At 47.5% G+C, this 26817-nt stretch carries 25 protein-coding genes; 5 read left to right on the top strand and 20 right to left on the bottom strand.

The window, feature by feature from the left end:
* Nucleotides 1-64: 64 nt before the first annotated feature.
* From AC0J20_RS01850 to AC0J20_RS01840, 3 genes are read left to right on the top strand one after another with little or no spacing between them, the layout of a single operon-like run.
* Nucleotides 65-649 carry an HD-GYP domain-containing protein gene (locus AC0J20_RS01850; RefSeq protein WP_473020392.1) on the top strand — a complete coding sequence of 195 codons (585 nt, stop codon included), beginning with the start codon at nt 65-67 and terminating at the stop codon, nt 647-649.
* Nucleotides 650-667: 18 nt separating this feature from the next.
* Nucleotides 668-1141: a patatin-like phospholipase family protein gene (locus tag AC0J20_RS01845; protein WP_473020391.1), complete on the top strand. Its 474-nt coding sequence runs from the start codon at nt 668-670 to the stop codon at nt 1139-1141.
* Nucleotides 1138-1797: a patatin-like phospholipase family protein gene (locus AC0J20_RS01840; RefSeq protein WP_473020390.1), complete on the top strand. Its 660-nt coding sequence runs from the start codon at nt 1138-1140 to the stop codon at nt 1795-1797. Before AC0J20_RS01845 ends, AC0J20_RS01840 begins: the two co-directional genes overlap by 4 nt.
* Here AC0J20_RS01840 and AC0J20_RS01835 read toward each other — a convergent pair.
* Nucleotides 1792-2064 (bottom strand): SemiSWEET transporter, encoded by a 273-nt coding sequence (locus tag AC0J20_RS01835; protein WP_229529282.1) that lies wholly within the window; start codon nt 2062-2064, stop codon nt 1792-1794. The genes AC0J20_RS01840 and AC0J20_RS01835 overlap by 6 nt on opposite strands.
* Nucleotides 2065-2126: 62 nt before the next feature.
* Nucleotides 2127-4091 (bottom strand): monovalent cation:proton antiporter family protein, encoded by a 1965-nt coding sequence (locus AC0J20_RS01830; RefSeq protein WP_473020389.1) that lies wholly within the window; start codon nt 4089-4091, stop codon nt 2127-2129.
* A 101-nt stretch (nt 4092-4192) separates the two neighbouring features.
* Between AC0J20_RS01830 and AC0J20_RS01825 the strand changes: the two genes are divergently transcribed.
* Nucleotides 4193-5086 carry a GGDEF domain-containing protein gene (locus AC0J20_RS01825; RefSeq protein ID WP_473020388.1) on the top strand — a complete coding sequence of 298 codons (894 nt, stop codon included), beginning with the start codon at nt 4193-4195 and terminating at the stop codon, nt 5084-5086.
* Between the two features lie 5 nt (nt 5087-5091).
* Here the strand turns inward: AC0J20_RS01825 and tilS are convergent, their stop codons facing one another.
* From tilS to rpsB, 18 genes are all read right to left on the bottom strand, one after another.
* Nucleotides 5092-6429, bottom strand: coding sequence for a tRNA lysidine(34) synthetase TilS (gene tilS / locus AC0J20_RS01820; protein WP_473020387.1), 1338 nt, complete (start codon nt 6427-6429; stop codon nt 5092-5094).
* Between the two features lie 62 nt (nt 6430-6491).
* Nucleotides 6492-7448, bottom strand: coding sequence for an acetyl-CoA carboxylase carboxyl transferase subunit alpha (gene accA / locus AC0J20_RS01815; RefSeq protein ID WP_229529286.1), 957 nt, complete (start codon nt 7446-7448; stop codon nt 6492-6494).
* Between the two features lie 67 nt (nt 7449-7515).
* On the bottom strand, nt 7516-10992 hold the full coding sequence (gene dnaE, locus AC0J20_RS01810) for a DNA polymerase III subunit alpha (RefSeq protein ID WP_229529287.1): 3477 nt from the start codon (nt 10990-10992) through the stop codon (nt 7516-7518).
* A 13-nt stretch (nt 10993-11005) separates the two neighbouring features.
* On the bottom strand, nt 11006-11569 hold the full coding sequence (gene rnhB, locus AC0J20_RS01805) for a ribonuclease HII (RefSeq protein ID WP_267498235.1): 564 nt from the start codon (nt 11567-11569) through the stop codon (nt 11006-11008).
* Between the two features lie 2 nt (nt 11570-11571).
* On the bottom strand, nt 11572-12720 hold the full coding sequence (gene lpxB / locus AC0J20_RS01800; protein WP_473020386.1) for a lipid-A-disaccharide synthase: 1149 nt from the start codon (nt 12718-12720) through the stop codon (nt 11572-11574).
* A gap of 34 nt (nt 12721-12754) precedes the next feature.
* The gene (lpxA, locus tag AC0J20_RS01795) at nt 12755-13522 is read right to left on the bottom strand and encodes an acyl-ACP--UDP-N-acetylglucosamine O-acyltransferase (protein ID WP_473020385.1); all 768 of its coding nucleotides are present in this window, start codon (nt 13520-13522) and stop codon (nt 12755-12757) included.
* Between the two features lie 3 nt (nt 13523-13525).
* A complete protein-coding gene (fabZ, locus tag AC0J20_RS01790) occupies nt 13526-13972 on the bottom strand; it encodes a 3-hydroxyacyl-ACP dehydratase FabZ (protein WP_229529290.1) in 447 nt (148 codons plus the stop codon).
* A gap of 81 nt (nt 13973-14053) precedes the next feature.
* Nucleotides 14054-15070 (bottom strand): UDP-3-O-(3-hydroxymyristoyl)glucosamine N-acyltransferase, encoded by a 1017-nt coding sequence (lpxD, locus tag AC0J20_RS01785; RefSeq protein WP_229529291.1) that lies wholly within the window; start codon nt 15068-15070, stop codon nt 14054-14056.
* A 14-nt stretch (nt 15071-15084) separates the two neighbouring features.
* Entirely contained in the window at nt 15085-15600 is a 516-nt protein-coding gene (locus AC0J20_RS01780) for an OmpH/Skp family outer membrane protein (protein WP_377306809.1), read from the bottom strand.
* Nucleotides 15601-15651: 51 nt separating this feature from the next.
* Nucleotides 15652-18126, bottom strand: coding sequence for an outer membrane protein assembly factor BamA (gene bamA / locus AC0J20_RS01775; RefSeq protein WP_473020384.1), 2475 nt, complete (start codon nt 18124-18126; stop codon nt 15652-15654).
* A gap of 57 nt (nt 18127-18183) precedes the next feature.
* A complete protein-coding gene (gene rseP, locus AC0J20_RS01770) occupies nt 18184-19533 on the bottom strand; it encodes a sigma E protease regulator RseP (RefSeq protein ID WP_473020383.1) in 1350 nt (449 codons plus the stop codon).
* A complete protein-coding gene (gene ispC, locus AC0J20_RS01765; RefSeq protein WP_473020382.1) occupies nt 19533-20726 on the bottom strand; it encodes a 1-deoxy-D-xylulose-5-phosphate reductoisomerase in 1194 nt (397 codons plus the stop codon). The genes rseP and ispC overlap by 1 nt, the downstream gene beginning before the upstream one ends.
* A 15-nt stretch (nt 20727-20741) precedes the next feature.
* Nucleotides 20742-21605 carry a phosphatidate cytidylyltransferase gene (locus tag AC0J20_RS01760; RefSeq protein ID WP_229529295.1) on the bottom strand — a complete coding sequence of 288 codons (864 nt, stop codon included), beginning with the start codon at nt 21603-21605 and terminating at the stop codon, nt 20742-20744.
* A 12-nt stretch (nt 21606-21617) separates the two neighbouring features.
* Nucleotides 21618-22364, bottom strand: coding sequence for a polyprenyl diphosphate synthase (gene uppS / locus AC0J20_RS01755; RefSeq protein WP_229529296.1), 747 nt, complete (start codon nt 22362-22364; stop codon nt 21618-21620).
* Nucleotides 22365-22375: 11 nt separating this feature from the next.
* Nucleotides 22376-22933 carry a ribosome recycling factor gene (frr, locus tag AC0J20_RS01750; RefSeq protein ID WP_473020381.1) on the bottom strand — a complete coding sequence of 186 codons (558 nt, stop codon included), beginning with the start codon at nt 22931-22933 and terminating at the stop codon, nt 22376-22378.
* Between the two features lie 19 nt (nt 22934-22952).
* A complete protein-coding gene (gene pyrH, locus AC0J20_RS01745; RefSeq protein ID WP_229529298.1) occupies nt 22953-23681 on the bottom strand; it encodes a UMP kinase in 729 nt (242 codons plus the stop codon).
* A 202-nt stretch (nt 23682-23883) separates the two neighbouring features.
* Entirely contained in the window at nt 23884-24756 is an 873-nt protein-coding gene (tsf, locus tag AC0J20_RS01740; protein WP_473020380.1) for a translation elongation factor Ts, read from the bottom strand.
* 180 nt (nt 24757-24936) lie between these two features.
* Nucleotides 24937-25668, bottom strand: a complete 732-nt coding sequence (gene rpsB, locus AC0J20_RS01735; protein WP_229529300.1) for a 30S ribosomal protein S2 — start codon at nt 25666-25668, stop codon at nt 24937-24939.
* A gap of 321 nt (nt 25669-25989) precedes the next feature.
* Here rpsB and map point away from each other — a divergent pair, with 321 nt between their 5' ends.
* Entirely contained in the window at nt 25990-26784 is a 795-nt protein-coding gene (gene map, locus AC0J20_RS01730) for a type I methionyl aminopeptidase (RefSeq protein ID WP_229529301.1), read from the top strand.
* The last annotated feature ends 33 nt before the right edge of the window (nt 26785-26817 follow it).

The raw sequence follows: 26817 nt of genomic DNA, 5'->3' as shown, positions 1-26817 counted from the left end.
ATGTTGTGGAACTTAATCCGGAGAGCAAAAAAGAAGCAGCTTAACGGCTTAGGCGACAACTACCTTGAAAAACGCCGATACCGGCGGTGAGTTTATGACCCCGGATGATCAACAGCGCATCGCCGATATCGGTCAGTCCCGCATTGTTCAGCTCAATGGCGAACCGCAACCGCTGCTCAGCGAAGAAGAGATTTATAATCTGCAGGTGGCAAGGGGCACCCTCAACAACGAAGAGCGGCAGGTCATTAACCGTCATATGGATATCACCATTTCTATGCTGGATTCATTGCCGTTTCCGAAACACCTGCAAAGAGTGCCCGAATATGCCGGAGGTCACCATGAAAAAATGGACGGTACCGGCTACCCGAAAGGACTTACCCGGGACCAGATGTCAGTCCCGGCCCGGATGATGGCAATCGCGGATATTTTTGAAGCCCTGACCGCTTCAGATCGGCCCTACAAACCCGCTAAGAAAATGAGTGAATGCCTGAAAATTATGGGCTTTATGTGTAAGGATCAACATATCGATCCGGATCTGTTCGAAATTTTTGTGAAGGAAAAAGTCTATCAACAGTATGCAGACGCGTTTCTTGGCGACGACCAGGTGGATGAAGTCAGTTGGGATAACATTCCGGGATTTGTCTATTAGTCATTCAGGCACAGACTCATGACCGATCGCGATGAATTTGCCCTGATCCTCTCTGGCGGTGGTGCCAGAGCTGCGTATCAGGTGGGCGTTTTGAAATCCCTGACCCAGTACCTGCCACGAAATCACAAACTGCCCTTTCCGGTATTGTGCGGTACTTCTGCCGGAGCCATTAATGCAACCGCTCTGGCCTGTTACGCTTCCTGTTTTCACCTGGGTGTCAGAAAACTGGAATGGGTATGGAAGAACTTTAAAACCTCGCAGGTCTATGATGCCTCGTTTACGGAAGTCGCCGGGTACATACTGCGTAACTACGCCTCGTCCTGGCGATCAGATTATTTTAGCAAACGCCCAGGCAGCCTGTTGAACAACCAACCATTGCGGTTCTTAATTAAACGCATGATGGATTTTTCCCGTATCGATCGCAACATCATGTCAGGGAAACTCAATGCCATTTGTATCTCAGCTCCTGTTATTCAGAGCGCAATGCCGTGAGTTTTTTTCAGGGTAAAGAGTCTATTGCTGGCTGGAAACGGCACCATCGCATGGGACTACCTTGCAGATTGGAAATCGATCATTTACTCGCCTCCTCTGCAATTCCACTGGTATTTCCACCGGTCAAAATAGGCGAAGATTATTATGGCGATGGCGCCATACATGAATCTGCGCCATTGAGCGCTCCTATTCATCTGGGCGCCCGAAAAATCATGGTCATTGGTGTGGTCAAAGACAAACCCGATAACCCGCACCCACATTTGACCAAACGACTTAACAGTGCCCAGGTAGCCGGTCACCTGTTAGATACGATATTTTCCGACGCGCTGGAGTCCGATATCGAACGCATGCGCCGGGTCAATCAGACTCTTAACCTGTTAACACCCAAACAGAAAAAATTGACTGATTTAAAACCGGTAGATTGCCTAATCATCAATCCATCGCAAAGTATTCAGGATTTGGCCTGGAAGCATTACGAAGAAATGCCTGGAGGGATTAAAGCCTTGCTGCGATTGATCGGCGTCAATCGCTCCGGTGAATCCAGTTTGCTCAGCTACCTGATGTTTGAAGGTAAATTCTGTAACGAATTGATCCAGTTAGGCTACAAGGATGGCCTGAAAAGACAGGAAGAGATCCGCAAGTTTCTCGAGTTATAAGCCTCCGGCACGGCGTTTTATCACCGCCCGAAATTTCACTATCCAGATGGACCCGGCGAGCATAAACGTCACCGCATTTGCCACAACAATAGGCCAGTTCGCAATCAGCAATCCATAGCACAACCAGAGTAAAACTCCGCTACAGAAAATCGAATACATGCTCAGGGAAAGCGCCTTAGTATCTCTGGTTTTGAGAGTTTTTAAGGCTTGGGGTAAAAAGGAGGCAGTGGTCAGGACTGCCGCTACATAGCCAATAATTTCAATCATCGATTTTATTCCATAAATCCCGTTGTTGTATCAAACGAAGACGATTGTGCTTAAATCTTCCGCTAATGCCCTTCTAACAGGATCCTCTCTGCCCGCTCCACCCTGCGAGGCTTACCGGAAATGACTATCACGTCGTTTACCTGCAATTCGATATCCAAATCAGGAGCCGGAATTTCCGCATTATTCCTGCGCAGACCTTTGATAGAAACCCGCATAGTGTCGATTTTCACATCCGACAAACGCTTGCCCACAGCATGGGCGTCCGGAGTTAGCACCACAGCGTGCATAAATTCTAACTTATCCTGTTTACCGTAAGTCATTTCGGTAGTTTCCCCGGGAAAGAATCCGTGCATATGGCGGTAGTGCTCTTTGCGCTCTTTGCGTACCCGCTTTAATATGCGAGACATAGGTACGCCACACAAATGAAGCACCTGAGAAACCAGCATCAGGCTGCCTTCCAAAATCTCTGGTACCACCTGCGACGCGCCAGCCATGTACAGCTCTTCCAGGTGATAATCTTTTCGGGTACGCACCACCACCGGCAACTCAGGATTAAGCGCGACCACTGATTCTATGACCGCTTTAGCCTTGGCGTGTTCATCAAAGGTCAGAATGGCAAGCTTGGCTTTGTCGATACCCACGGTGCGCAGAATATCTTTGTTTTGCGCATCCCCGAAATAAACCAGCTCTCCGGCTGCGCAGCTTTCATGGACCCGCACCGGATCTGCATCCACCGCCACATAATGTATTGCTTCTACCTTCAGCAGGCGACTCACTGATTGCCCTACCCGGCCAAAACCGAAAATAATCACATGGTCCTGCAAAGCCTCTGGCTTAGGCGCGGGCTGAACCGGCGTTTCTATTTTTCGGCGATTCATTCTGGCAACGATCCTGGGACTGTTCGTCACCAGCCAGGGTGTAATCGCCATACTTAAAATACCGATACTCATCAGGACCGACGCATCCTTAGACGACAAGATCTCGTGATTTGTTGCCAGGGCAACAATTACAAAGCTAAATTCGCCCATCTGACACAGCTTGATACCCGCTGCCCAGGCGTCATTGCCAGACGCTTTAAACAACCATGCAGAAAAGCGTATCAGCACCACTTTAAGCACCATTAACAACACCAAACCGGTCAAAATCCAATGAATACTGGTGACAAAAGTGTTGAGTTCCAGACGCATGCCAATGGTAATAAAGAACAAGCCCATAAAAATATCTCTGAAGGGCCGTATATCCGCCTCCAGTTGGTGTTTGTACTGGCTCTCCCCCAACATCATGCCCGCCAAAAACGCGCCCAACGCCATCGATAATCCAAATGAATGAGTCAGGCCCGCGGCCATGAGCGCCACCAAAATGGTGGTAAGCACAAACAATTCATCAGTACGGGTTTTGGCGACTTCGCTAAATATACGGGGTAAAACCCACTTGCCCACTGACAACAAAATAATAAAAACTAATGAGCCTTTAAACACCGCCAGCGAAATCGCCACCGCTAAACTCTGTTCGCCATCCGCGGCAAATAAGGGGATCACAATAAGTAAGGGAACTACCGCAAGGTCCTGAAATAACAGAATACTGACCGACATCTGCGCACGCGCTGTGTTGAGTATCCCCAACTCACTGGATTGTTTAATCACAATGGCGGTGGAAGACAGCGCCGCCATACCGCCAATGACAAAAGCGGGTATCGGCTCAAAGCCAAACAATAAGGCCAGCCCCATAAAGACCAGGGTGGTAACGATCATTTGTCCCAGTCCGACGCCAAACACCAGATGTCGCATCGCTAACATCCTGGGCAGCGAAAATTCCAGCCCCAGTGAAAACAGCAGGAAAACAATGCCCAGTTCTGCAAAAAAATGCATTTCTTGCGGATCTTCGTAGATCTGCATTAAATCGGGGCCGGCCACGATACCACAGGCCAGGTAAGCCAGTATGGGCGGTAGATTGACGCGTTTAAACAACCATACGGCAAATACTGCCACCACCATCAATAACAAAATGTCGGTAAAACTGCCTTCCATTCCAATTCCGCGGTTTATTTTTATCTGGCACGTTGATTGCTTTAACTAGAGCAATAACACGGTAAAAGTTGGTTTCGCCAATTTTCTGGCAGGAGAAAATCTTGGAAAATTTAGCCCCGTTCTACGATAACACAATAACTGATCGCTTTTTCAATATTCACGCTCAGCAAACTCACATGAGCGATAAAGAAAAAAATCAGTTACTGCAAGTATTGACGAATAGTCTTGATTTACAAGAACTTGGAGAGCTGGTTTATACAGAAGTTAAAGCTCGACTGAATGCCTCATTTCTCAATATTGTCAGCCCGGTTGGCACATTCCAGTTTGGTGAACAGGACAATCAGTCCGTTGTCAGAAGCTTTGATCTGCTGTCAGGGCGCGACGGCAGTATTAAGATTGAATACGGCTTTGTCAGAACCTTGTCATTGCGCGAAAACCAATTGCTGAAAGACATTAACCAGTGTGTCAAAAATCCCGTTCGCAACGCCCTGCAATTTTATCAGATTCAAAAACTGGCCTTAAAAGATGGTTTAACGTCACTGGGCAACCGCCGTCAATTTGACGAGACCCTGGAAAAAGCCACCAGCAAAGCTCATCGCGACGGTGACAAAGTCAGCCTGATCATGATGGATCTGGACAAGTTTAAGCAAGTGAACGATCAATTCGGACATCACGAAGGTGACAAAGTACTCATGAGCGTCGCCGGCGCTATCAATCAATCGCTGCGCAACTCCGACTATGCCTTCCGCTTCGGTGGCGATGAGTTTTGTTGCATTACTACAAACACCGATGAAACTGCTAACAACCTGATAGTAGAGAGAATCCAGGAGGCTGTAGCCAATGATTCTTTACTGCAAAAACACGGTGTGAGTGTTAGTTTTGGTATGGCCATGCTACACGCTCAGGATGACGAAAACACCTTGTTTGACCGCGCCGACAAGGCCCTTTATCAGGCGAAAAAATCTGGCAGAAACTGCGCCAAATGGGCCGCATAAACAGGTTAGCGTTGCCAGTCAATATGAAAAGGGACATAACCTGGTAATGGTTCTGTACTGCTCAACCTGCTCCCGACTGCCACGATCATCCCCTGACAACACAAAATAGGCGTAAACGGGCGCTGCCAGGGCGGCACCTTCCAGGCCTTAAACCATTGTTTAACTGACTTTGAATGCGCACTACCCTGTGGCTTAAAGCGCCTGGAAAACTGTCCAAAGGTGGCAGTAAACTCGCTCTCTTCTGGTAAATACAGTGTCTGCCCTTTAGGGTTTTCTTCCTGACTCAGCCACAATTGGCCTGCCCCTTGAGGTAACCGGTTCCACTGGTCTAAGTCAAGGCGACAATTTTCTGGTGTTATTTCTTCTGTTTGTGGTAACAGATAGAGCTTATTATCGAATCTTTGACATTGCCATTGTCCCCACTTTACCCGTGGTTGCGCATCGGGTTTGGCAGATACGCATTCCTGGAGGATGGCTTGCAAAATTTTTGCTGAAGGCAGAGATACGCCAAGAGACTTTAGCCAGTTCATGAGCAACTGCTTTTGCCATTGCCAGGAATACCCGGCCAGTTTATTCAAATCCAATTCTGACTGCCCTGCGGCCAAAGATTGCCGCTTCAGGCTTACCGTTTCCTGAAACAAACTATTTTGTTCAGCAATGTGCCCCACTGAGCGGGTTACAGTCTGTTCAAAGTGAGGCCAGCGCCCGGCAATCAGCGGCAACACCTGATTGCGCAGATAATTCCGGTCAAAATCAAGCCCCTGATTGGATTCGTCTTCCACCCAGCACAAATTGCGCCGCCTGACTTCCGCCTCGATGTCAGCCCGTGACAAACTCAACAGTGGTCGCAGCAAGTGACATTGATTGTCATTAACAGAAAACTCTGCCATGGCTGACAGCCCCGCCGGTCCGGCACCGCGCAACAGTTGCAACATAAAGGTTTCTACCTGATCGCTTTTGTGCTGTCCCAGCAGCACCAAAGTCTCCGCATCGGCGACGTCAGCAATTGCCCTATAACGGGCATCCCGGGCAGCGGCTTCAATGCCCTGCCCCTGAGCGCGAACATTAACTGTCTTGCTGTGTAATTCGATATTTAACAAGTCACATTGGCGCTGACAATGCTGTTGCCAATGTGAGGCATTTGGGCTGAGGTTATGGTTAACATGTACTGCTTTTACACGGATTTTGTGTTCAACGGCATAAACGGCAGCAAAATGCAGCAGCAAGGTGGAATCCATACCTCCACTGTAGGCAACTAGTAATGTCTGGTAGCCGCACTCCGGCGTCAGATACCGCTGCAGCGTAGTTTCAAACTGTTGGTAGTGATTCTGTGTTTCAGCCATGCAAAATTGCGCACCAATAAAAAAGCCGCATTACTGCGGCTTAGTGTAACCTGGATGAGAACTTAACAATAACCAAAAGACATGAGGCGCTGATATCGCTCTTCCAGCAGTGCCTCTTTTGACAAACCGGTTAATTGCGACAACTGCTGTTTCAGCGTAGCTTTAAGGTTTGCCGCCATGGTGTCGTAATCCCGGTGTGCTCCACCCTGAGGCTCATTCACTATGGTATTGATCAAACCTAACTCTTTAATTTGTGGTGCAGATACCCCCATCGCTTCGGCGGCTAACGGAGCATTTTCAGCACTTTTCCACAAAATAGAAGCACAACCTTCCGGTGAAATCACCGAATAGGTACTGAACTGCAACATATTCACTCTGTCACCAACACCGATTGCCAGTGCGCCACCGGAGCCACCTTCACCAATAACAGTACAGATGATAGGTGTTTTCAGCCCAGACATGACTTTCAGGTTGCGGGCAATCGCTTCACTTTGACCACGCTCTTCGGCGCCCACACCAGGGTAAGCCCCGGGGGTGTCGATAAAGGTAATAATGGGCAGTTTGAAACGCTCTGCCATTTCCATCAAACGCAGGGCTTTGCGATAACCTTCCGGCTTGGGCATACCAAAGTTACGCTTAATTTTTTCGTGGGTATCACGGCCTTTCTGATGGCCAATGACCATAACCGGGGTACCATCAATCTTAGCCAGACCACCTATGATAGCTTTGTCATCGGCATAGGCACGATCACCGCATAATTCATCAAATTCGGTGAATATGCGTGGAATATAATCCAGAGTGTAAGGTCGCATTGGGTGTCTGGCCAATTGCGATATTTGCCAGGCCCCTAATCCGGAAAAGATCTTGTTTGTGAGTTCTGAGCTTTTTTCTCTTAAACGCGTGATTTCTTCTTCCAGGCTGACGTCAAATTCGCCGCCCTGATTCACGGACTTTAGCTCTTCTATTTTTGCCTCAAGTTCAGCAATGGGTTGCTCAAAATCAAGGAAGTGTAAGCTCATTCAAATACCTAATTATTACTTCATTAAATGTATTATTGTGTACGGCACCGTTTTGTTAGCCAATGATTTAGTGAAAGATCATTTCCACTTTATCCGCACCCAACAGGTTTCTTACTTCGTATAATAACTCATCTTGTGGTGATAAGTACCACTCAGCGCCCAAAGATATGCACGCCGTTGCATCTTCGTGGAAATACCGGAGCTGTACCGGACAGATCCCACCGCGGAAGGGTTCGAATACCCTTTGCAACTGCACAATACCGTTGTTTTGACACCATTGCGCATCCACTTCTAATAACAGATGCTTTAACTGTTTTTCACGCGCCTGAATAATATCCTGAGCATGACGGACCGTGATTGTATTGCCCCCGGAGAAATCATCAAAGCTGACCTGTCCGGAAAGCACCAAAACTTTGTCCGTTTGTAACATTTCTTCGTATTCTTCGAACATATCCGGGAAGAATCGCGCATCCATTCTGGCACTTTGATCATCCAGCGTAACGATAGCCCAGCGTCGGCCCTTTTTGTTTACCATAACACGAACGCCGATCACCAGTCCCACAACTTTTGAAACAGAGTCCCTGTCTCCCGGTTTGGCATCCACCAGTCGTCCACGGCAATAGTGCTGTAACTCTTCCCGGTACTGGTTAATAGGGTGGCCTGTTAAATATAGACCTAAAGTCTCTTTTTCCCCATCTAACCACTGTTTTTCCGGCCATTCCGGCACCATCACAAACGCGTTGTTGACTTCTTCCGGCTCACTGGTGAGCAAGCCAAACATATCTGCCTGACCGTAAGATTCAGCTTTTGCGTGTTGCTCAGCAGCAGCCATTGCTTCGGGTAACGTGGCCATTAACGACGCCCGGTGAGGACCAAGTTCATCCATGGCACCGGATAAGATCAGCTTTTCCATTACTCGTTTATTGAGCTTTTTAAGATCTACCTTGGCACAAAAATCAAAAATATCCGTGAAATAGCCCTTTTCTTCACGCGCCTTAATCAGGGCTTCAATGGGACCTTCCCCGACACCTTTTACCGCACCGATACCATAAATAATGGTACCTTCCTGATTTACCGTAAATTTGTATTTTCCGGAGTTCACATCGGGCGGTGAAATTTTAATGCCCATGCGATTACATTCATCCACCAGGGTTACAATTTTGTCAGTGTTATCCATATCCGCCGACATTACCGCCGCCATAAACTCAGACGGATAATGGGCTTTTAACCAAAGAGTTTGATAGGACACCAAAGCATACGCAGCTGAGTGTGATTTATTAAAGCCGTACCCGGCGAATTTCTCCACCAGGTCGAAAATCTTCATCGCCAGTTCGGGATCGATACCGTTTTCTTTGGCGCCATCCTCAAATGAGGCACGCTGCTTGGCCATTTCTTCAGGTTTTTTCTTACCCATGGCCCGGCGCAACAAGTCAGCACCACCGAGACTATAGCCAGACATTTCCTGAGCTATCTGCATTACCTGCTCCTGATACAGGATAATGCCGTAGGTGGGCTGCAAAATTTCTTTCAAACATTCGTGCTGATACTGAGCGTCAGGATAAGATATTTCTTCGCGACCGTGTTTTCGGTCGATAAAGTTGTCTACCATGCCGGACTGCAATGGTCCGGGTCTGAACAGTGCTACCAGTGCGATAATATCTTCAAAGGTATCCGGTTGAAGACGGTTGATGAGATCTTTCATACCGCGGGATTCCAGCTGGAATACCGCCGTCGTTTCAGCCCGCATCAACATCGCGAAACTTTCTTTATCTTCTAGCGGAATTGCAGAGATGTCTACCACATCACCGGAGCGCTCTTTCACCATGTCCAGCGCCCACTGGATAATGGTCAGGGTACGTAATCCCAGGAAGTCGAACTTTACCAGCCCTGCAGTTTCTACATCGTTCTTATCAAATTGGGTGACCGGAAATTTACCTTCCTCGTCACAATAGAGCGGCGCAAAATCGGTAATTTTAGTGGGAGAGATAACCACTCCCCCGGCGTGTTTACCGGCATTTCGCACCACCCCTTCCAGGATGCGGCACATATCAATCAGATCTTTGACGTCTTCATCTTCGTCGTAGGCTTCCTGCAGACGGGGCTCCACCTCAAAAGCTTTTGCCAGGGTCATACCGGGATCACCGGGGATCAGTTTGGAGATGCGATCGACAAAGCCGTAGGGATGACCCAATACCCGGCCCACATCCCGTACTACTGCTTTTGCAGCCATAGTACCAAAAGTAATAATCTGGGATACGGCGTCACGGCCGTACATATCAGCAACGTGGTCAATGACTTCGTCACGTCGATCCATACAAAAATCAACGTCAAAATCCGGCATTGATACCCGTTCAGGGTTCAGGAATCGCTCGAATAGCAGATCAAATTCCAGCGGGTCGAGATCGGTAATTTTGAGTGCGTAGGCCACCAACGACCCCGCACCGGAACCCCGCCCTGGTCCCACCGGAATATCGTGATCCTTACTCCACTGAATAAACTCCATTACGATAAGGAAGTAACCGGGAAAACCCATCTGGTTAATAACCTGCAATTCTATTTGCAGACGCTCATCGTATTCGGGGCGTTTCTGAGCACGCTCTTCAGGGTCCGGAAACAAGAACACTAATCGCTCTTCCAGGCCTTCTTCAGATACTTTTACCAAATAATCTGCGTCCGACAATCCACCGGTAGGGAACTTAGGCAGGAAGTAGGTTCCCAGTTGCACCGTAACATTACAGCGTTTGGCAATCTCTACAGTATTTTCTATGGCTTCCGGAATATCGCTAAACAATGCCTGCATTTCTTCAGCACTGCGCAAATACTGTTGTTCACTAAAACGCTTGGGACGACGAGGATCTTCCAGTGTGTAACCGTCGTGAATACTGACTCGAATGTCATGGGCGGGGAACTCAGTCTCTTTGAGGAACACCACTTCATTTGTCGCCACTACTGGCAGTTCCCGCTGCTCAGCTAATGCTACCGCTGCATGCAAATAATCTTCTTCTCCGGGGCGCCCGGTGCGTTGCAGTTCAATGAAAAAATGCTCGGGAAAGTGTTGCAGATAAAAATCCAGCAACTGATTAATCTGTTTGTGATTTTGCTTTTGCAGTGCAAAACCCAATTCACCGTCTTTTGCGCCAGACAGCACGATAATACCTTCGGCGTGTTCTGCCAACCAGTGAGCATCAATCACCGCTTTGTCCTTCACGGCACCGCGTTGGTAGGCTCGTGAAATCAAAAGTGTGATATTTTTATAACCGGCGTTGTTGCTGGCTAACAAGGTGGTACGGAAGATATCCTCACCCAACAGCGGATTTTGCAACCAAAAGTCACAACCGATAATGGGTTTAACGCCATTGCCATGTGCCTGATAATAATATTTAACCAGGCCGCACATATTCATTTGATCGGTAATGGCCACTGCCGGCATACCGAGTTCTGCAACCCGGCCAATGATCTTAGGAATTTTATTCAAACCATCGCACATCGAAAAATCGCTGTGTACTCTGAGATGAATGAAAGACGCGTTACTTTCCTGTGTCATTATATTTCCAGTGTCATTGTTCTAATAGTAGCGCCACCGGCTTAAAGCTGCGACGGTGAGCAAAAATAGGACCGAATTGCGCTAACTTTTCCAGATGCAGTTTAGTAGGATAGCCTTTGTGTTGGGCAAAGCCAAACTCTGGATATTGCTGATCCAGTTCTGCCATCTGCCGATCACGGGTGACTTTGGCCAGAATCGAAGCGGCTGAAATTTCCGGTACCGTTAAATCTCCTTTAACAATCGCCTCTGCAGGCCACTGCCAGGCGGGAACTTTATTGCCGTCTACTTTAACAAAATCCGGCGCAGTGGTTAATGCCGCCACCGCCCTGGACATCGCTAACATGGTGGCCTGATAGATATTAATTTCGTCGATTTCTTGCGGTGTAGCTTCGCCAATTGCCCAACAGAGCGCCTGCTCTTTGATCAGGGGAAATAGTTTATTTCTTTTAGTTTCAGAAAGTTTTTTGGAATCAGTGAGTCCGGCAATAGGTCGGGCCGGATCTAATATAACTGCGGCGGTGACCACATTGCCTACCAGTGGCCCTCGGCCCACTTCATCAACACCCGCTATCAGCAAGACTAAACCTCCAGTTTCAGTAATTTTGCCACCGATTGCGCAGCCGTTTGATCGGCATTGCAACGCAAGGATTGGTGGATTTTCAGATACTCTTCCTGTAATTCCGGCGCATCCCCTTCCAGCATCGTCAACAACTTCTCAGAAATCAGCGTGGGATTGACATCGGCCTGCAGTAATTCAGGCACCAGCGCTTTACCAGCCAGTATATTGGGCAAGGCAAAATACTGTTGTTTATACATAAAGCGCATCATCTGATAGGTCATGGCTTTTAATTTATAGGCCACTACCATGGGTCTCTTGCACAGCAGTGCCTCCAACGTGGCAGTTCCCGATGCTAATAGCACAGCGTTTGAAGCAATCATAACCTGTTGAGAATGACCAAACACAGTGCGCACTTTGACTTTGGGTTTAAGCTCGTTCAGGCGTTCGTCAATTTCAGATTTGCGCTGTTTATTCACCACCGGGATCAACACCAACAAATCCAGATGTTGCTGCGCTACTTTTTCAGCACTGAGTATAAAGGTGTCTAACAGGCTCCTGACTTCACCAGCGCGACTACCCGGTAACACTGCCAGCACCTTTTGATTGGCATCCACATTCAGGTATTCCCGGGCTGACTTTCTGTCTACCTGAAGCGGGATCTGATCGGCCAGGGTATGACCGACAAACTCGGCCGGTATTTGAAACTTTTGATACACAGCAGGTTCAAATGGGAAAATACAAAACACATTATTGGTAGCCCGGGCAATTTTGTGAACCCGGCTTTCACGCCATGCCCACACCGTAGGGCTGACATAATGTATGGTTTTGATCCCCTGCTGTTTGAGCTTCATTTCCAGGGTTAAATTGAAGTCCGGCGCATCTACACCGATAAACACATCCGGCGGATTTTCCGTAAAGTACTGCAAAACACTTTTGCGGATATGTAACAGTCGACGGATACGGGATAACACTTCCACCAGTCCCATTACTGAAAGCTCTTCCATATCAAATAAGGACTGGCATCCAACGGCCTGCATTCTGGGGCCGGCAATGCCTTCGAAAATAGCGTCAGGGTATTGTTTGCGAAATTCAGCAATCAATCCTGCGGCCAAAATATCGCCGGAGGTCTCTCCGGCAACAATACCCACTCTGATGGTTTTATTTGTCATAATATTCGCTTAGAACAGCGTTGAGGCGTTGCGGTTAACGTATGATACCGCGCTCTGAGGCTTCCAGAAATTCAGACATTAACTGCACTTCCGGGTTTTCCTGCACCATATCCCGAATAATCTCTACGGCCTCTGCCGCTTTGTTGCCCTGTCGATATATAACGCGGTACGCATTTTTTATAGCCCGGATACTCTCCGGGCTGAAACCTCGGCGCTTGAGTCCTTCCGAATTGATGCCGTGCGGTTTGCCATCATTACCTAACATCACAAACGGAGGTAAATCCCGCAAAATAATAGCGCCGCCACCGACAAAGGCGTGAGCACCAATTTTACAAAACTGATGGATCGCTGTCATACCGCCCAGAATCGCGTAATCAGCCACATGTACGTGCCCCGCCAGCGTACAGCTATTGGCACAGATTGTGTGATTGCCGATGCGAACATCGTGGGCAACATGCGCATAAGCCATAAACAGATTGCCGTTTCCGATAACTGTTTTGCCCTCATCCTGTATGGTACCGCGATGCACGGTGACGCTTTCGCGAAAAACGTTATTGTCACCAATCAACAGCTCTGTCGGCTCACCGGCGTACTTTTTGTCCTGGCAATCTTCACCGATACTGGCAAACTGGAAAAAATGATTGCCTTTACCAATTTTGCTGGGGCCTTTGATCACCACATGCGAATTGACAATACAATCATCGCCGATAACCACATTCGGGCCGATAACGGAAAAAGGGCCAATTGATACATTGTTCCCCAACGTCGCTTTAGGGTCGATGACAGCGGTAGGATGGATCACGTTCTACATCTTCCTCATTGCACACATAAATTCAGCGCTACAGGCTTCCTGACCACTGACACTGGCATAACCCTGAAACTTCCAGATTCCCCGGCGTTCTTTAATAAAATCCACGTCAAAATCCAGTCTGTCACCGGGTGTCACAGGCAGTTTAAAGCGCGCTTTGTCGATGCCCGCATACAGATATAAATCATCGGTATTGCCGGCGCTCTTGAAGCCTAAAATCCCGGCGGCTTGTGCTAACGCTTCCAGAATCATAACGCCCGGAAAAATAGGTTTTCCTGGAAAATGGCCCATAAAACAGGGTTCGTTAAAGGTGATATTTTTATAGGCTTTAATACGCTTCCCGACTTCCAGTTCCGTTACTCTGTCTACCAGCAGCATCGGGTAGCGATGCGGCAGTAAAGCCATTATTTCTTCGATTTCTACACGTTCAATCACGTCAGTCAAACCACTCATCTCCTGTTCTGACTTTTATCATAGAGCAGCACTGCGGCAGTTAGCAAATCATGTGCTGTAAAATAGGATGCCCTATTTCTGATATTTTTCTATTTCTTTTACCCGTTGCGATAACTTCTCGAGATTACGCAAACCCACCATACTTTTACGCCAGTCTTTATTCGGCATTGCAGGAATACCTGAGGAATAGACTCCGGGTTCTTTAATGGCTTTGGTGACCATGGAGAATCCGGTTAAGGTAACGCCATCGGTGATGCTGATATGCCCGTTAATGCCAACCATACCGGCAATAATACAATGTTTTCCAATCGTGGTACTTCCGGCAATCACAGTACAACCTGCCACTGCGCTATTTTCCCCTATTTCGACGTTATGAGCAATCTGGCACAGGTTATCTATGATAACGCCATCATGCAAAATGGTATCTTCCAGGGCGCCGCGGTCGACACAGGAATTGGCACCTATTTCTACCCGATTACCCAACACGGCCCGACCCAGTTGAGGGATCTTCACCCATTTACCGGCATCATTAGCATAGCCAAAACCATCGGAACCGATAACTGCGGAACTTTGAATCAGGCAATGTTCACCAATGATACAGTCGTGATATACCGTCACGTTTGCCCACAACTTGGTGCCATTACCGATACGCGCGCCTTTACCTATAAAACACCCCGGGCCTATTTGCACATCGACGCCTATTTCGGCACCTGATTCGATAACCGCGTTGGCACCAACTGACACAGAATCCGCCAGGACTGCATCGGCAGCGATCACGGCGGATTCATGTATGCCATCCGCGGCATCGGGCGTAGTATCCAGCGCCTGTGCCACTTTGGCAAAGCCAAGGTAAGCGTTTTTCATGACCAACGCATTGGTCTGGCAATATTTTGCGTCTTCTTCACTGAGGATTACGGCGGTGGCTTTAGTTTCGGATAATTGAGAGCGATATTTGGCGTTAGCCAGAAATGAGATTTGACCTTCAGTGGCGGTAGCTAGCGTGCCGATAGAAGTGACGCTAACAGTTGCGTCACCTCGTACCTCGGCACCAATAATCTCCGCCAACTCGGCCAATGTGTAGCTGAGCATGGGTGAGTTCTCAATTAATTAGCGTTTTTACTAACTTCTTCAATCACTTTTTGTGACACATTGTACTGATCATCAATGAAGGCAATCGCACCGGCATTTAAAATCACATCGTAATTTTCAGCTTCGGCTACCTTGTTGATGCCCTGCTGAATCATTCCCAATAAACGGTTGCGCTCTTCGTTAGAACGACGCTCCAGCTCGCGTTGCAACGGTTGTGCTTTGCCAACATACTCATCTCTTAAGCTGGTAATTTTTTGTTCTAACTCAGTGATTTCCTGCTGGCTCATTGTCGCCGTATCACGCTTTTGCTTTTCCAAATAATATTGCAGATCTTTTTCCATGCGATTGACTTCTTCGATACGGTCCTTGAACTCAGCATTGATACTTTGCTGGATCGTGGCCGCCTGAGGAAGACTTTGAAAAATCGCCTGTACATTGGCGGCACCAATTTTTTGTTGTGCATAGGCACTGCCACTGGCTACTGAGGCAGCTAAGGTCATTGCAACGGCGGTTAGTTTTAATGCTTTCACAGATTACTCCTTAAATTCTTATGCTAATTATCTTTGCAATTTTAAATATGATTAAAATGTTTGACCAATGTTGAACGAGAAGAACTTCACTTCATCACCGCTTTGCTCTTTCAATGCGCGCGAGAAGCTAAATACCATTGGTCCCATGGGTGACAACCACTGTACAGACAAGCCATAGGAAGCCCGATACAGACTGGGGTCAGCGAAATCCAGCAGGCGATCAGCACTGACGGAGTTCATGTTTAAATTTCTAAATTCATCGTAGTCAAATTCAGTATCCCAAACGGTACCCACATCCAGGAAGATACTGGAACGCACCTGGGAGTCGTATTCTTCACCGATAAATGGCGTAGGGACAATCAGCTCTACCCCACCGACAGCAATGGCATTACCACCAATGGAACGCTCGGTTACAAAAAGGGTATCGGATAATTCACCATTACCCACTGAACTGCCATCTGGTCCACTGTCAGTGGTGATACTTCTTTGTACTGCTCTTGGGCCGACGGTATTGTTTTCAAAACCGCGTAACGTCCCCGAACCACCGGCTGTAAAGTTCTGTGTAAAGGGCAGGATCTGGTCACTACCGTTAATCGTGCCGTAACCGTTACCATACCCTAAACGCAGGCGGGTTAATACCGTCCAACGTTGATCATCAGATATTGGGAAGTAGAAACGCGTATTGAACTCAGCCTTGAAATAATTGGCATCGGAATTCGGCGTTGTGGCGGTCAGTGACAAGGTCTGATTAGAACCCGCTGTCGGATACAAACCACGGTTCAGGGTGCTCCGAATCCAGGCTGCGGACAATACAAAGGAATCGTAATTAATCGGCGCATCCGGGTTATTCTCGTCCACAAACAAATTGTAAAAACGGGCTGTTTGCTCATAGGTATCGCGTTGCGCCAGTTCTTCATTTTCATAGGTTAACCCAAAACGCAAACGGTTGTATTCATTGATTGGGAAACCAAAAGTACCACCAACACGATAGGTTTTGGTGTTGTATTGCACCAGACCAAAATCACCAGCGTCCAGTTCGCTGTAAGATAAGGTGCCCCCCAGGCTGATACCATCGATAGTAAAATAGGGATCATTGTAAGTTATCGCAGCCTGCTTTTGGTAACGGTTGGTATTGATGTTAAAGCCTACCTGTTTACCGGTACCCAGGAAGTTATCCTGTGATACACCTGCCTGCAGACTCAGACCAGTACGGTCACCAAAACCGATACCGGCATTAAACGATCCGGACGGCTGTTCTTTTAAGCTGAAGTCAACGTCAACCTTATCGTCTTCACCTGGAATACGCACGGTTTCGAATTCCACTTCATCCACAAAGGTCAGTCGTCGGGAAATATTCGCTTTAGACACTTCCAACGCCTGGTTAGACAGGAAGCTACCTTCCATCTGTGTGACCTCACGGCGCAACACTTCGTCCTTAGTGATGTCGTTGCCCACAAAGTTAATGCGGCGCACATAAATACGCTTGCCCGGATCAACCGCTATCGTCAGTTTTACCGTTTTGTCGTCTTCATTAATGTCCGGGATAGTCGTTACTGAGGGATAGGCGTAGCCAAAACGCCCCAAATACTTGCTGATGAATTCTTCGGTGTATGTCACCAGAGCCTGGTTGTACAGGGTGTCACTTTTCAGCGGCAATAAAGCGCGAATGGTATCGCCATGTCCTAATAATTCACCGGTGACTTCAATTTCAGAGATATTGAACTGTTCCCCTTCGGTGACGTTGATGGCAACATAAATACCCTTTTTATCCGGCGTCATCGACACCTGAGTGGAATTGACATTGAACTGCAGATAGCCTCTGTCCAGATAATGACTGCGCAGTGTTTCCATATCCCCTTCCAGGGTTTGCTTCTGATAGCGGGTCTCTGCCAGAAAGTCCCACCAGGGGGCATCAAAACCCAACTCAAAACCTTCCAGTAATTCAGCGTCACTGAATAACTCATTGCCCACAATATTGATTTGCGCAATTTTTGCAGCGTCGCCTTCTTCAAATAAAAACTTTAAATCCACACGGTTACGAGGTAGCGGCGTGACAATCGCAGATACATCGGCGTTGTATTTACCCACGCTGTAATAGAAATCTTTAAGGCCACTTTCAAGACCAGTCAATACAGTACGGTCTAAAGGTTCACCGATGCGAATGTTGCTGCCATCCAGACTTTCCTGCAATTGCTCATCTTTAATATCATCGTTACCTTCAAAAATGATATTACTGATAGTGGGTCTCTCTTTTACCCTGACCACCAGAGTATTGCCATCCCGCAAGACTTTTATGCTCTCAAAGTGAGTAGAGGAATACAGCGACTTAATGACCTGAGCGATTCTGAAACCGTTCATCGTGTCACCCACCTGCACCGGCATGTAGGTCAGCGCTGCACCTAATGCAACTCTTTGTAACCCTTCAATTTTGATATCATCGATGACAAATTCTTTGGCTGTATTTGCACTTGCTGCTCCCGTGCAAAACACAAAAAGCAATGCAAAAAGTATCTGATTCAACTTCATTTATTTATATTCTTCCTGACTGAAACTTATTCAGCATTGTTAAAAAAAGCGTGAGTCCTACAAACGCCCGATGTCGTTTACAATCGCCACTGCCATCAACATAAAGAGTAAAATGCCACCTATGCGAAACCCAATTTCCTGAACCGATTCTGGTACAGGCTTTCCGGTCACCAGCTCTATGAAGTAATAAAGCAAATGTCCGCCGTCCAGGACGGGTAACGGAAGCAGATTAATGATCCCTAAATTAACACTAATGAGCGCTAAAAAGCTCAGGAAATACACCAGGCCATAACCTGCACTGGCACCTGCGCCCTGCGCAATAGAAATAGGGCCACTTAAATTTTTAACCGATACATCACCGGTTAACAATTTGCCGATCATCTCGACACTCAATGTCATTAAGCGCCATGTATTATCCATAGCAGCCCCCATGGCTGCAACCAATCCATATTGTTGGTTAAATATGTACTCCTCAGGCCAAGGTTCCTGTTGAGGTACCACGCCCAGATAACCCACATTCGGATTATCTTCACGAAAGCCCACCTGCACCATAACCGGGGTTTCCCGCCCCTCTCTGAGCACCATAACGCCCACGGTATCACCACCGCGCCCGGTGAGATACTCCCCTATTTGTTCCCATTTATCGATGGGAGTTCCGTCAATACTTAAAATTTTGTCATCTTTTTGTATTCCGGCTCGCGCTGCCGGCGAATCTTCGGCCACCAATCCTATAGTGGTGGTAATGGCCGGTCTGAAGGGTTCGATACCCAAAGAGCGAATCGCTGACTGAGTTTCGGGATCAAATTGCCAGCTTGACAGGTCAAGCTGATAGCGCTTTTCCGTCATATTGGAGGCCGTATAGGTACCAATATCCATTGACGACTTGCCAATATGAGACACCAGTTCCAGATTGATCGCATTCCAGTCCCTTACTTCGCGCTCACCAATGCGATTAATTTGCGCATCTTTGGGCAACCCCGCCTGTGCAGCAATACTGCCCGAGGTAACATTACCAATGACCGGACGCACGGTTTCAACGCCCATCAGATACATCAGGTACAAGGCAAAAATAGCAAATACAAAATTAGTGAGGGGACCTGCGGCAATAATGGCGATACGCTTTAGCACATGTTGGCTGTTGAAGGTAACGGCCTGATCTTGCTCATTAACATCATCCACCCGACTGTCCAGCATGCGCACGTAACCGCCCAACGGGATCATGGCCACCACGTATTCGGTGCCCTGCTTGTCGTGCGTTCGCCACAATGGCTTGCCAAACCCAACAGAGAACCTGAGTACCTTCACACCACAAAGCCGGGCAACGTAAAAATGCCCCCATTCGTGAACTGCCACCAGAATCCCAAGCGCCACAATAAACGCGGTCAGGTTTTGCAAAAAATCCAACATTAAAGCAGAGTCTCCATATAGTTCGTCGCAAACAAACGACTATGTTTATCACACTCAAGGATATCTGCAAGTGATGACAACTTGTTGTCAGGGGTTTGTTCTACCGTCGCTAAACACAGTTTAAAAATATCGGTATAGCGAATTTTTTTGGCCAAGAAAGCGGCCACAGCAACTTCGTTGGCGGCATTCAGGGCAGTCGTAGCAGCCTGGCCTTTATAAGCACAATCTATCGCTAATTGCAGACAGGGAAAACGCGCAAAGTCAGGCTTGAGAAACTGTAAGTCTGTCAGTTGTGAGAAATCCAGCGATGCCACCCCCGATTCAATACGTTCAGGCCAGGCCAGCGTATGCGCAATGGGAGTGCGCATGTCCGGCTGCCCCATTTGCGCCAACACAGAGCCATCGGCATATTGCACCATCGAATGCACAATGCTTTGAGGATGAATAACCACCTCAATGTCATCTCCCGCCACACCAAACAGATAACAGGCCTCAATAAACTCCAGGCCCTTATTCATCATGGTAGCGGAATCTACAGATATTTTTTGTCCCATAGACCAGTTAGGGTGCTTACAGGCTTGTTCCGGCGTAATATCGGCAAACGTTGCCAGGTCGCGTTGTAAAAACGGACCACCGGAGCCGGTTAACAAAATCTTGCGAATCGACTTTTGGCAAAAACCCTGTTGTGGCAGACATTGAAAAATTGCGTTGTGTTCACTGTCTACCGGCAGTAATACAGCACCGCTTTGCTGTACTGCATCCATAAATAAATTGCCGGACATTACTAAGGACTCTTTATTCGCTAACAACACGCGTTTACCCGCCTGCACAGCTGCATGAGTAGGCAATAACCCTGCCGCGCCCACAATAGCCGCCATGACCACCTGGACTTCTTCGTCTGCAGCGATCATGCAAAGTGCGTCATTTCCCAAATGTACCTGACAGGCTAATCCCGTCTCTTCACTGTAGGCTTTTAATTTCGGATAATCGGCCTTACTGCTGGTCACCAGGTGTTTCGGCTGATGTATCTTAGCCAGTTCCACCAGCTCTTTTACCCGGGAATGGCAACTCAATGCGAATACCCGGTATTTTTCGGGATGGCGTGACACCACATCCAGCGTGCTTAACCCGATAGAGCCGGTAGCACCTAAGACGGTGATATTTTGCGTCGTATTAGCGTTTGACTGGATCATGGCAAGAAGTTCAGCTTAGGCCATCCACATGACATAACACAGGGCGAAAATCGGAAAAGCCGCGGTTAAGCTATCGATCCGATCCAGAATACCGCCATGCCCGGGTAACAGGTTCCCGCTATCCTTACAACCAGCGCAGCGTTTGAACATGCTTTCATTGAGATCACCCAGGGCACTGACCGCCACTGTAAGACCGCCCACCAGGACATGCAACCAGATGCGCGATGGGTCGACGTGATAATGCATTGCCGCAAAAGCAATGATAGCAAAGGAGGCACCAACACCACCCAGTAAGCCTTCGATAGTTTTACCCGGGGACACATTGGGTCTGAGCTTGTGACGTCCGAATTTAACGCCCACAAAAAAGGCGCCCACATCAGCGGCCCAAACGATGCCTAAAACGTAAAAAATCAGAGACGCGCCATATAGCGGATCGACGTCGAACAGGCTGGTGCGCAAGACCACCACGGCGACCCAGGTGGGGATCAGTGTTAGTAACCCAAAAATGCCTCGCAGTAATACACTGGAGCGCCAAACCAGGCTGTACCTCGGGTAGGCAATGATCAAAAAGAGTGATAACGCCCACCAGACGCCGGCGGCAATAAGAATATTTTTATATAAGGGTACCAACTCCCCCTGCACCCAGACGGCATCCACCGGCACCACAAAACTCAGAGCAATGCATAGCCCTGCCACAATAGCGGTGTAAATCGATTTTAATAAAGGAATGGTGAGGCCGGTCAGATTAGCCCATTCCCAGGCGCCCAACGCAATCACTGCCGCAAAAACCAGTTCAAATCCCCGGATTGGCAAAAACAGGATTGCCCCAAGCGCGAGTGGAGCCAATATCAAGGCGGTTATAATTCGTTGTTTTAACATAACCTGGAGTTCCTAGTTTTGACTCTCAATTTGTTCACCGGTCATACCAAACCGTCTTTGCCTGCCGCAAAACTCAGTCACAGCCTTGGTAAACTCTGCGTCATCAAAATCAGGCCACAAGGCAGGGGTAAAGTACAATTCAGCGTAGGCCAACTGCCATATTAAAAAATTAGAAATGCGTTGTTCACCACCGGTACGGATCAACAAATCCACCTGCGGTAAATTCGATAACTGAATATGTTTGTTGAGATCCGCTTCGGTAATCTGGTTGATATCGCCGTTTTGCGCGCTAACTTCCTGATACAAAGCTTTGCAGGCATTGGCTATATCCCACTTACCACCGTAGTTGGCAGCAATATTGAGGACCATTGCTGTGTTGTCAGCAGTCAGCGCTTCAGCTTCCTGAATTTTGGCGAATAATTTTTTATCGAAGCGGCTTAAATCACCAATGACCTGCAACTTGACATTATTCTTATTGAGCTTTTTGGCTTCACTCCCCAGTGCCCAGACGAATAGCTCCATCAGGGCTTTAACTTCATCAGCCGGACGCAGCCAGTTTTCACTGCTAAAGGCAAACAACGTCAGGGCTTTGATATTGTTTTTCAGACAATAGCCCACCGCAGAACGCACCGCTTCAGCGCCGGCTTTGTGTCCAAAAGTCCTAAGCTTGCCTTTTTGTTTGGCCCAACGCCCGTTGCCATCCATAATAATGGCAACGTGCTGCGGCATAATGCCGTTTGGTTTATTTAGATCTGCCATTAAGCCAGCTTCTAAATTTCCATTAATTCAGCTTCTTTGGTTTTCAGCAACTCATCAACTTGTTTTACAAAACGGTCAGTAGCTTGCTGAATGTTGTCTTCTGCTGCGCGTGCTTCGTCTTCGGAGATCTCTTTTTCTTTCAGCAAATCTTTTACGTCGCCATTAGCATCACGACGGATGTTGCGAATGCTGATACGGCCCTGTTCTGCTTCTCCACGTACAACTTTAATGAGGTCTTTACGGCGCTCTTCCGTTAACGGTGGTAGTGGAATTCGCATAGTGGTACCGGCAGTGATAGGGTTCAGTCCCAAATCAGATTGCAAAATGCCTTTTTCGACAGCCTGAATTGCACTTTTATCAAACACGGTCAATGCCAGAGTGCGCGAATCTTCAACCACTACGTTAGCCAGTTGGCGCAACGGTGTCGCTGCACCATAGTAAGACACCATCACGTTATCCAGTAAGCTTGGATGGGCACGACCGGTTCTGATTTTACTGAAGTTTACCTTTAGCGCGGCAATGCTTTTTTCCATGCGCTCTTTTGCATCTGCAAAAATTTCATCAATCATTTTCTTAACCTTAAATATTTTAGTTGTTGTCTATCAACGTACCTTCGTCTTCACCCATCACCACAGCTTTCAGACAGCCGGTTTTATTCATGTTAAAGACTTTAATCGGAATATTGTGATCTCGCGCCAGGGTAAATGCCGCCAGATCCATCACTTTTAATTCTTTTTCCAGCACTTCGCTGTAATTCAGGTGCTTGTGCAGAACCGCTTCGGGATTCTTATTAGGATCGTCATTATAGACGCCATCGACCTTGGTACCTTTTAATACTACATCGGCTTCGATTTCAATGCCGCGTAAACAGGCAGCCGAATCAGTGGTAAAAAACGGATTTCCCGTACCGGCAGAAAAGATAACCACACGACCGGATTTCAACAGGCTGATGGCCTCAGTCCAGTTGTAAGCATCACATACGCCGTTGAGGGGAATTGCGGACATCAGTCGGGCATTTACAAAGGCGCGATGTAAGGCGTCGCGCATTGCCAGGCCATTCATAACCGTGGCCAACATACCCATATGGTCGCCTACCACCCGGTTCATGCCCGCTTTAGCCAGCCCTTCACCACGAAACAGGTTACCACCACCGATAACCAGTCCAACCTGGATACCCAGTTCCACCAGCTCTTTAATTTCCGCGGCCATGCGGTCCAGGACTTTGGCGTCGATGCCAAAGGACTCATTACCCATCAGGGCTTCACCACTTAATTTTAACAGTATTCTTCGATAGGCTGGCTTAGAGCTGATACTCATGAAAACTTCTCATCCTCAATGATTGTCAGGGGATTGGGGAACAAAAACCATTTCAGTAAACATTACCTGAAAAGCACCACAAACGTGTTAATCGTGCTTTAAAAACAACGTACTTAAAAAAAAGCACCTCTTTTGAGGTGCCTGTAGTTTATATGACAATGCTTTAATGCAAAAGCTTTTGTCAGATTTATTTACAAACAGCTTACTGCTTAGCAGCCGCCATTTGTGCCTGAACTTCTGCTGCGAAGTCTTCGGTCTTCTTCTCGATACCTTCACCCACTTCAAAACGGATGAAGTTGATAACGTCTGCACTGTTGTCTTTCAGCAACTGACCAACGCTCATGGAAGGATCTTTAACGAAAGGCTGACCAGTCAGGCTGATTTCGCCAGTGAATTTCTTCATGCGGCCCATAACCATTTTTTCTGCGATTTCAGCAGGCTTGCCGCTTTGCATCGCGATGTCGATTTGGATCGCTTTTTCTTTCTCAACAACGTCAGCTGGTACATCGTCAGGCTTAACGAATTGTGGGCTGCTGGCAGCAACGTGCATAGCAACGTCTTTAGACAAGTCTTCTGAACCGCCAGTTAGTACCGCGATAACACCGATACGTGCACCGTGAACATAGGCGCCCAGGTTGTCACCTTCAACAGTAACAACGCGACGTACGTTGATGTTTTCACCAATTTTTGCAACCAGAGTATCGCGCAGGTCAGAAACCGCAGCACCGTCGATTTCAGATGCATTCAGAGTTTCTACGTCACTGATCTTGTTAACTGCAGCGAATTCTACCAATTTGTTACCAAACGCCAGGAAGCTTTCGTCACGCGCTACGAAGTCAGTTTCGCAGTTCAGTTCCATCATAGTGGCAACACCGGCGTTCACAGAAGTCAGGATCACACCTTCTGCAGCAATACGACCTGCTTTCTTAGCCGCTTTTGCTTGGCCAGATTTGCGCATGTTCTCGATCGCCGCTTCGATGTCACCATCAGTCGCTTGCAATGCTTTTTTACAATCCAGCATACCGGCGCCGGTACGCTCGCGAAGTTCTTTTACTTGAGCAGCAGTTACAGCCATCTGTATATCCTCAGGAATAAGTTTTAAATTTCATCGTAGAAAACAAGACCAGACGTCGGTCTCATTTTAAAAATATGGGGTAAATTCTATTTACCAGATTATTTTAAAACAGGGGCATAGCCCCTGTTTTCATCAAGTCTTACGACTTGTAACATGCATTTATGAATGCTGTGTTAAATCTTACTCAGCAGCTTCAACGAAATCGTCGTTTTCAGCAATTGCTTCAAGATTTTGCTCACGACCTTCAAGAGTCGCATCAGCAGCAGCGTTCAAATATAGCTGAACCGCACGGATCGCATCGTCGTTACCTGGGATGATGTAATCAATACCGTCTGGGTCAGTGTTAGTATCAACAACAGAAACCACAGGGATACCCAGGCTACGCGCTTCCGCGATAGCAATGTGCTCGTGGTTAGCGTCAATAACAAACAGACAATCTGGTAAACCGCCCATGTCTTTGATACCACCCAGGCTGCTTTCCAGCTTTTCCATTTCACGAGTCAGCATCAATACTTCTTTCTTAGTCAGCTTGTCGAAAGTACCGTCCTGAGATTGTTGCTCAAGATCTTTCAGACGCTTGATTGACTGACGCACTGTTTTCCAGTTAGTCAACATACCACCTAACCAACGCTTGTTTACGTAGTATTGGTCGCATTTCAATGCAGCTTCTTTTACAGCTTCGCCAGCAGCGCGCTTAGTACCTACGAAAAGGATTTTACCTTTACGAGCAGAAACAGAAGACAAGTAAGACAGTGCATCATTGAACAAAGGAACTGTTTTTTCCAGGTTAATGATGTGAACTTTGTTACGAGCGCCAAAAATGAAAGGCTTCATTTTTGGGTTCCAGTAGCGAGTTTGGTGACCGAAGTGAACACCAGCTTGCAGCATGTCACGCATAGACACGTTTGCCATAATTAATTTCCTCAATTGGGGTTAGGCCTCCATACATCCCAATTTTCGATCCTGTTTCCCGTGAGAAAAGCCAGACACCCCGAAAATCGTGTCGATGTATGTGTGTTTTAAATAAAATTATACGCTGGAACACAACTCAGATTTTGAGCACATGTTTCAGGCGCGGCGCTTTATACCATTTATCAGCCTCTAACTCAACGTTTTTAAGGCTTTTATCTGGATATGGTGGCGACCTGGCTGTCCGCCTGGCTATACATCTAATGCCAGACCAGGTAAACTTACCGGCTTAAAATGTAATAAACCTTCTATCAGGAAAGAATCTTGACGATAACTATCAAAACCCCGGAAGAAATTGAAAAAATGCGAGTAGCCGGAAAACTTGCATCAGAAGTCCTGGAAATGATCGGTGAGCACGTCAAAAAAGGTGTGACCACAGACCAACTTAATACAATTTGTCATGACTATATAGTCAACGTGCAGGGGGGAATTCCTGCACCGTTAAATTATGGCAACCCGCCTTTTCCAAAATCTATCTGCACTTCGGTGAATCACGTTATTTGTCATGGCATCCCGTCGGACAAAAAACTGAAAGATGGCGACATTGTTAATATCGATGTCACCGTAATTAAAGACGGCTACCACGGCGACACGTCTAAGATGTTTGTGGTGGGCAAACCCAGTATTTTGGCAGAACGACTCATCACCATCACGCAGGAATGTCTGTACAAAGGTATCGAAATCGTCAAACCAGGTACACGTATTGGTGACATCGGCGCAGTGATTCAGGAACACGCAGAAAAACACCATTACTCAGTAGTGCGGGAATATTGTGGTCATGGCATAGGTGCCAGTTTCCACGAAGAACCGCAAATCCTGCACTACGGCAAAGCGGGAACCGGAGAAGTACTCAAGGAAGGCATGTGTTTTACCATCGAACCCATGATCAACGCCGGAAAGCGCTACAGCAAACTATTACCAGATGACTGGACCGTGGTCACTAAAGACCGAAGCCTGAGTGCACAGTGGGAACATACCCTGCTGGTAACCAGTGATGGTTGCGAAATTCTCACGCTTCGCTCTGACGAAACCATCGACAGAGTCATTAAAGCCGCTTAACTCATTCGCCACCATATTATTGCAGGGGACACA

It is taken from the genome of Planctobacterium sp. R6 (genome assembly GCF_055755215.1).
The sequence above is the reverse complement of the archived record's forward strand: the minus strand, read 5'-3'. Positions and strand labels throughout refer to the sequence as shown.

Coding starts and splice junctions, on each gene's coding strand:
- ispC (WP_473020382.1), bottom strand. CDS start 20,726: ATGATCCAGTCAAACGCTAATACGACGCAAAATATCACCGTCTTAGGT.
- accA (WP_229529286.1), bottom strand. CDS start 7,448: ATGAGCTTACACTTCCTTGATTTTGAGCAACCCATTGCTGAACTTGAG.
- lpxD (WP_229529291.1), bottom strand. CDS start 15,070: ATGCTCAGCTACACATTGGCCGAGTTGGCGGAGATTATTGGTGCCGAG.
- AC0J20_RS01830 (WP_473020389.1), bottom strand. CDS start 4,091: ATGGAAGGCAGTTTTACCGACATTTTGTTATTGATGGTGGTGGCAGTA.
- AC0J20_RS01835 (WP_229529282.1), bottom strand. CDS start 2,064: ATGATTGAAATTATTGGCTATGTAGCGGCAGTCCTGACCACTGCCTCC.
- tilS (WP_473020387.1), bottom strand. CDS start 6,429: ATGGCTGAAACACAGAATCACTACCAACAGTTTGAAACTACGCTGCAG.
- bamA (WP_473020384.1), bottom strand. CDS start 18,126: ATGAAGTTGAATCAGATACTTTTTGCATTGCTTTTTGTGTTTTGCACG.
- AC0J20_RS01760 (WP_229529295.1), bottom strand. CDS start 21,605: ATGTTAAAACAACGAATTATAACCGCCTTGATATTGGCTCCACTCGCG.
- rseP (WP_473020383.1), bottom strand. CDS start 19,533: ATGTTGGATTTTTTGCAAAACCTGACCGCGTTTATTGTGGCGCTTGGG.
- rpsB (WP_229529300.1), bottom strand. CDS start 25,668: ATGGCAAACGTGTCTATGCGTGACATGCTGCAAGCTGGTGTTCACTTC.
- pyrH (WP_229529298.1), bottom strand. CDS start 23,681: ATGAGTATCAGCTCTAAGCCAGCCTATCGAAGAATACTGTTAAAATTA.
- frr (WP_473020381.1), bottom strand. CDS start 22,933: ATGATTGATGAAATTTTTGCAGATGCAAAAGAGCGCATGGAAAAAAGC.
- tsf (WP_473020380.1), bottom strand. CDS start 24,756: ATGGCTGTAACTGCTGCTCAAGTAAAAGAACTTCGCGAGCGTACCGGC.
- dnaE (WP_229529287.1), bottom strand. CDS start 10,992: ATGACACAGGAAAGTAACGCGTCTTTCATTCATCTCAGAGTACACAGC.
- lpxB (WP_473020386.1), bottom strand. CDS start 12,720: ATGACAAATAAAACCATCAGAGTGGGTATTGTTGCCGGAGAGACCTCC.
- uppS (WP_229529296.1), bottom strand. CDS start 22,364: ATGGCAGATCTAAATAAACCAAACGGCATTATGCCGCAGCACGTTGCC.
- AC0J20_RS01845 (WP_473020391.1), top strand. CDS start 668: ATGACCGATCGCGATGAATTTGCCCTGATCCTCTCTGGCGGTGGTGCC.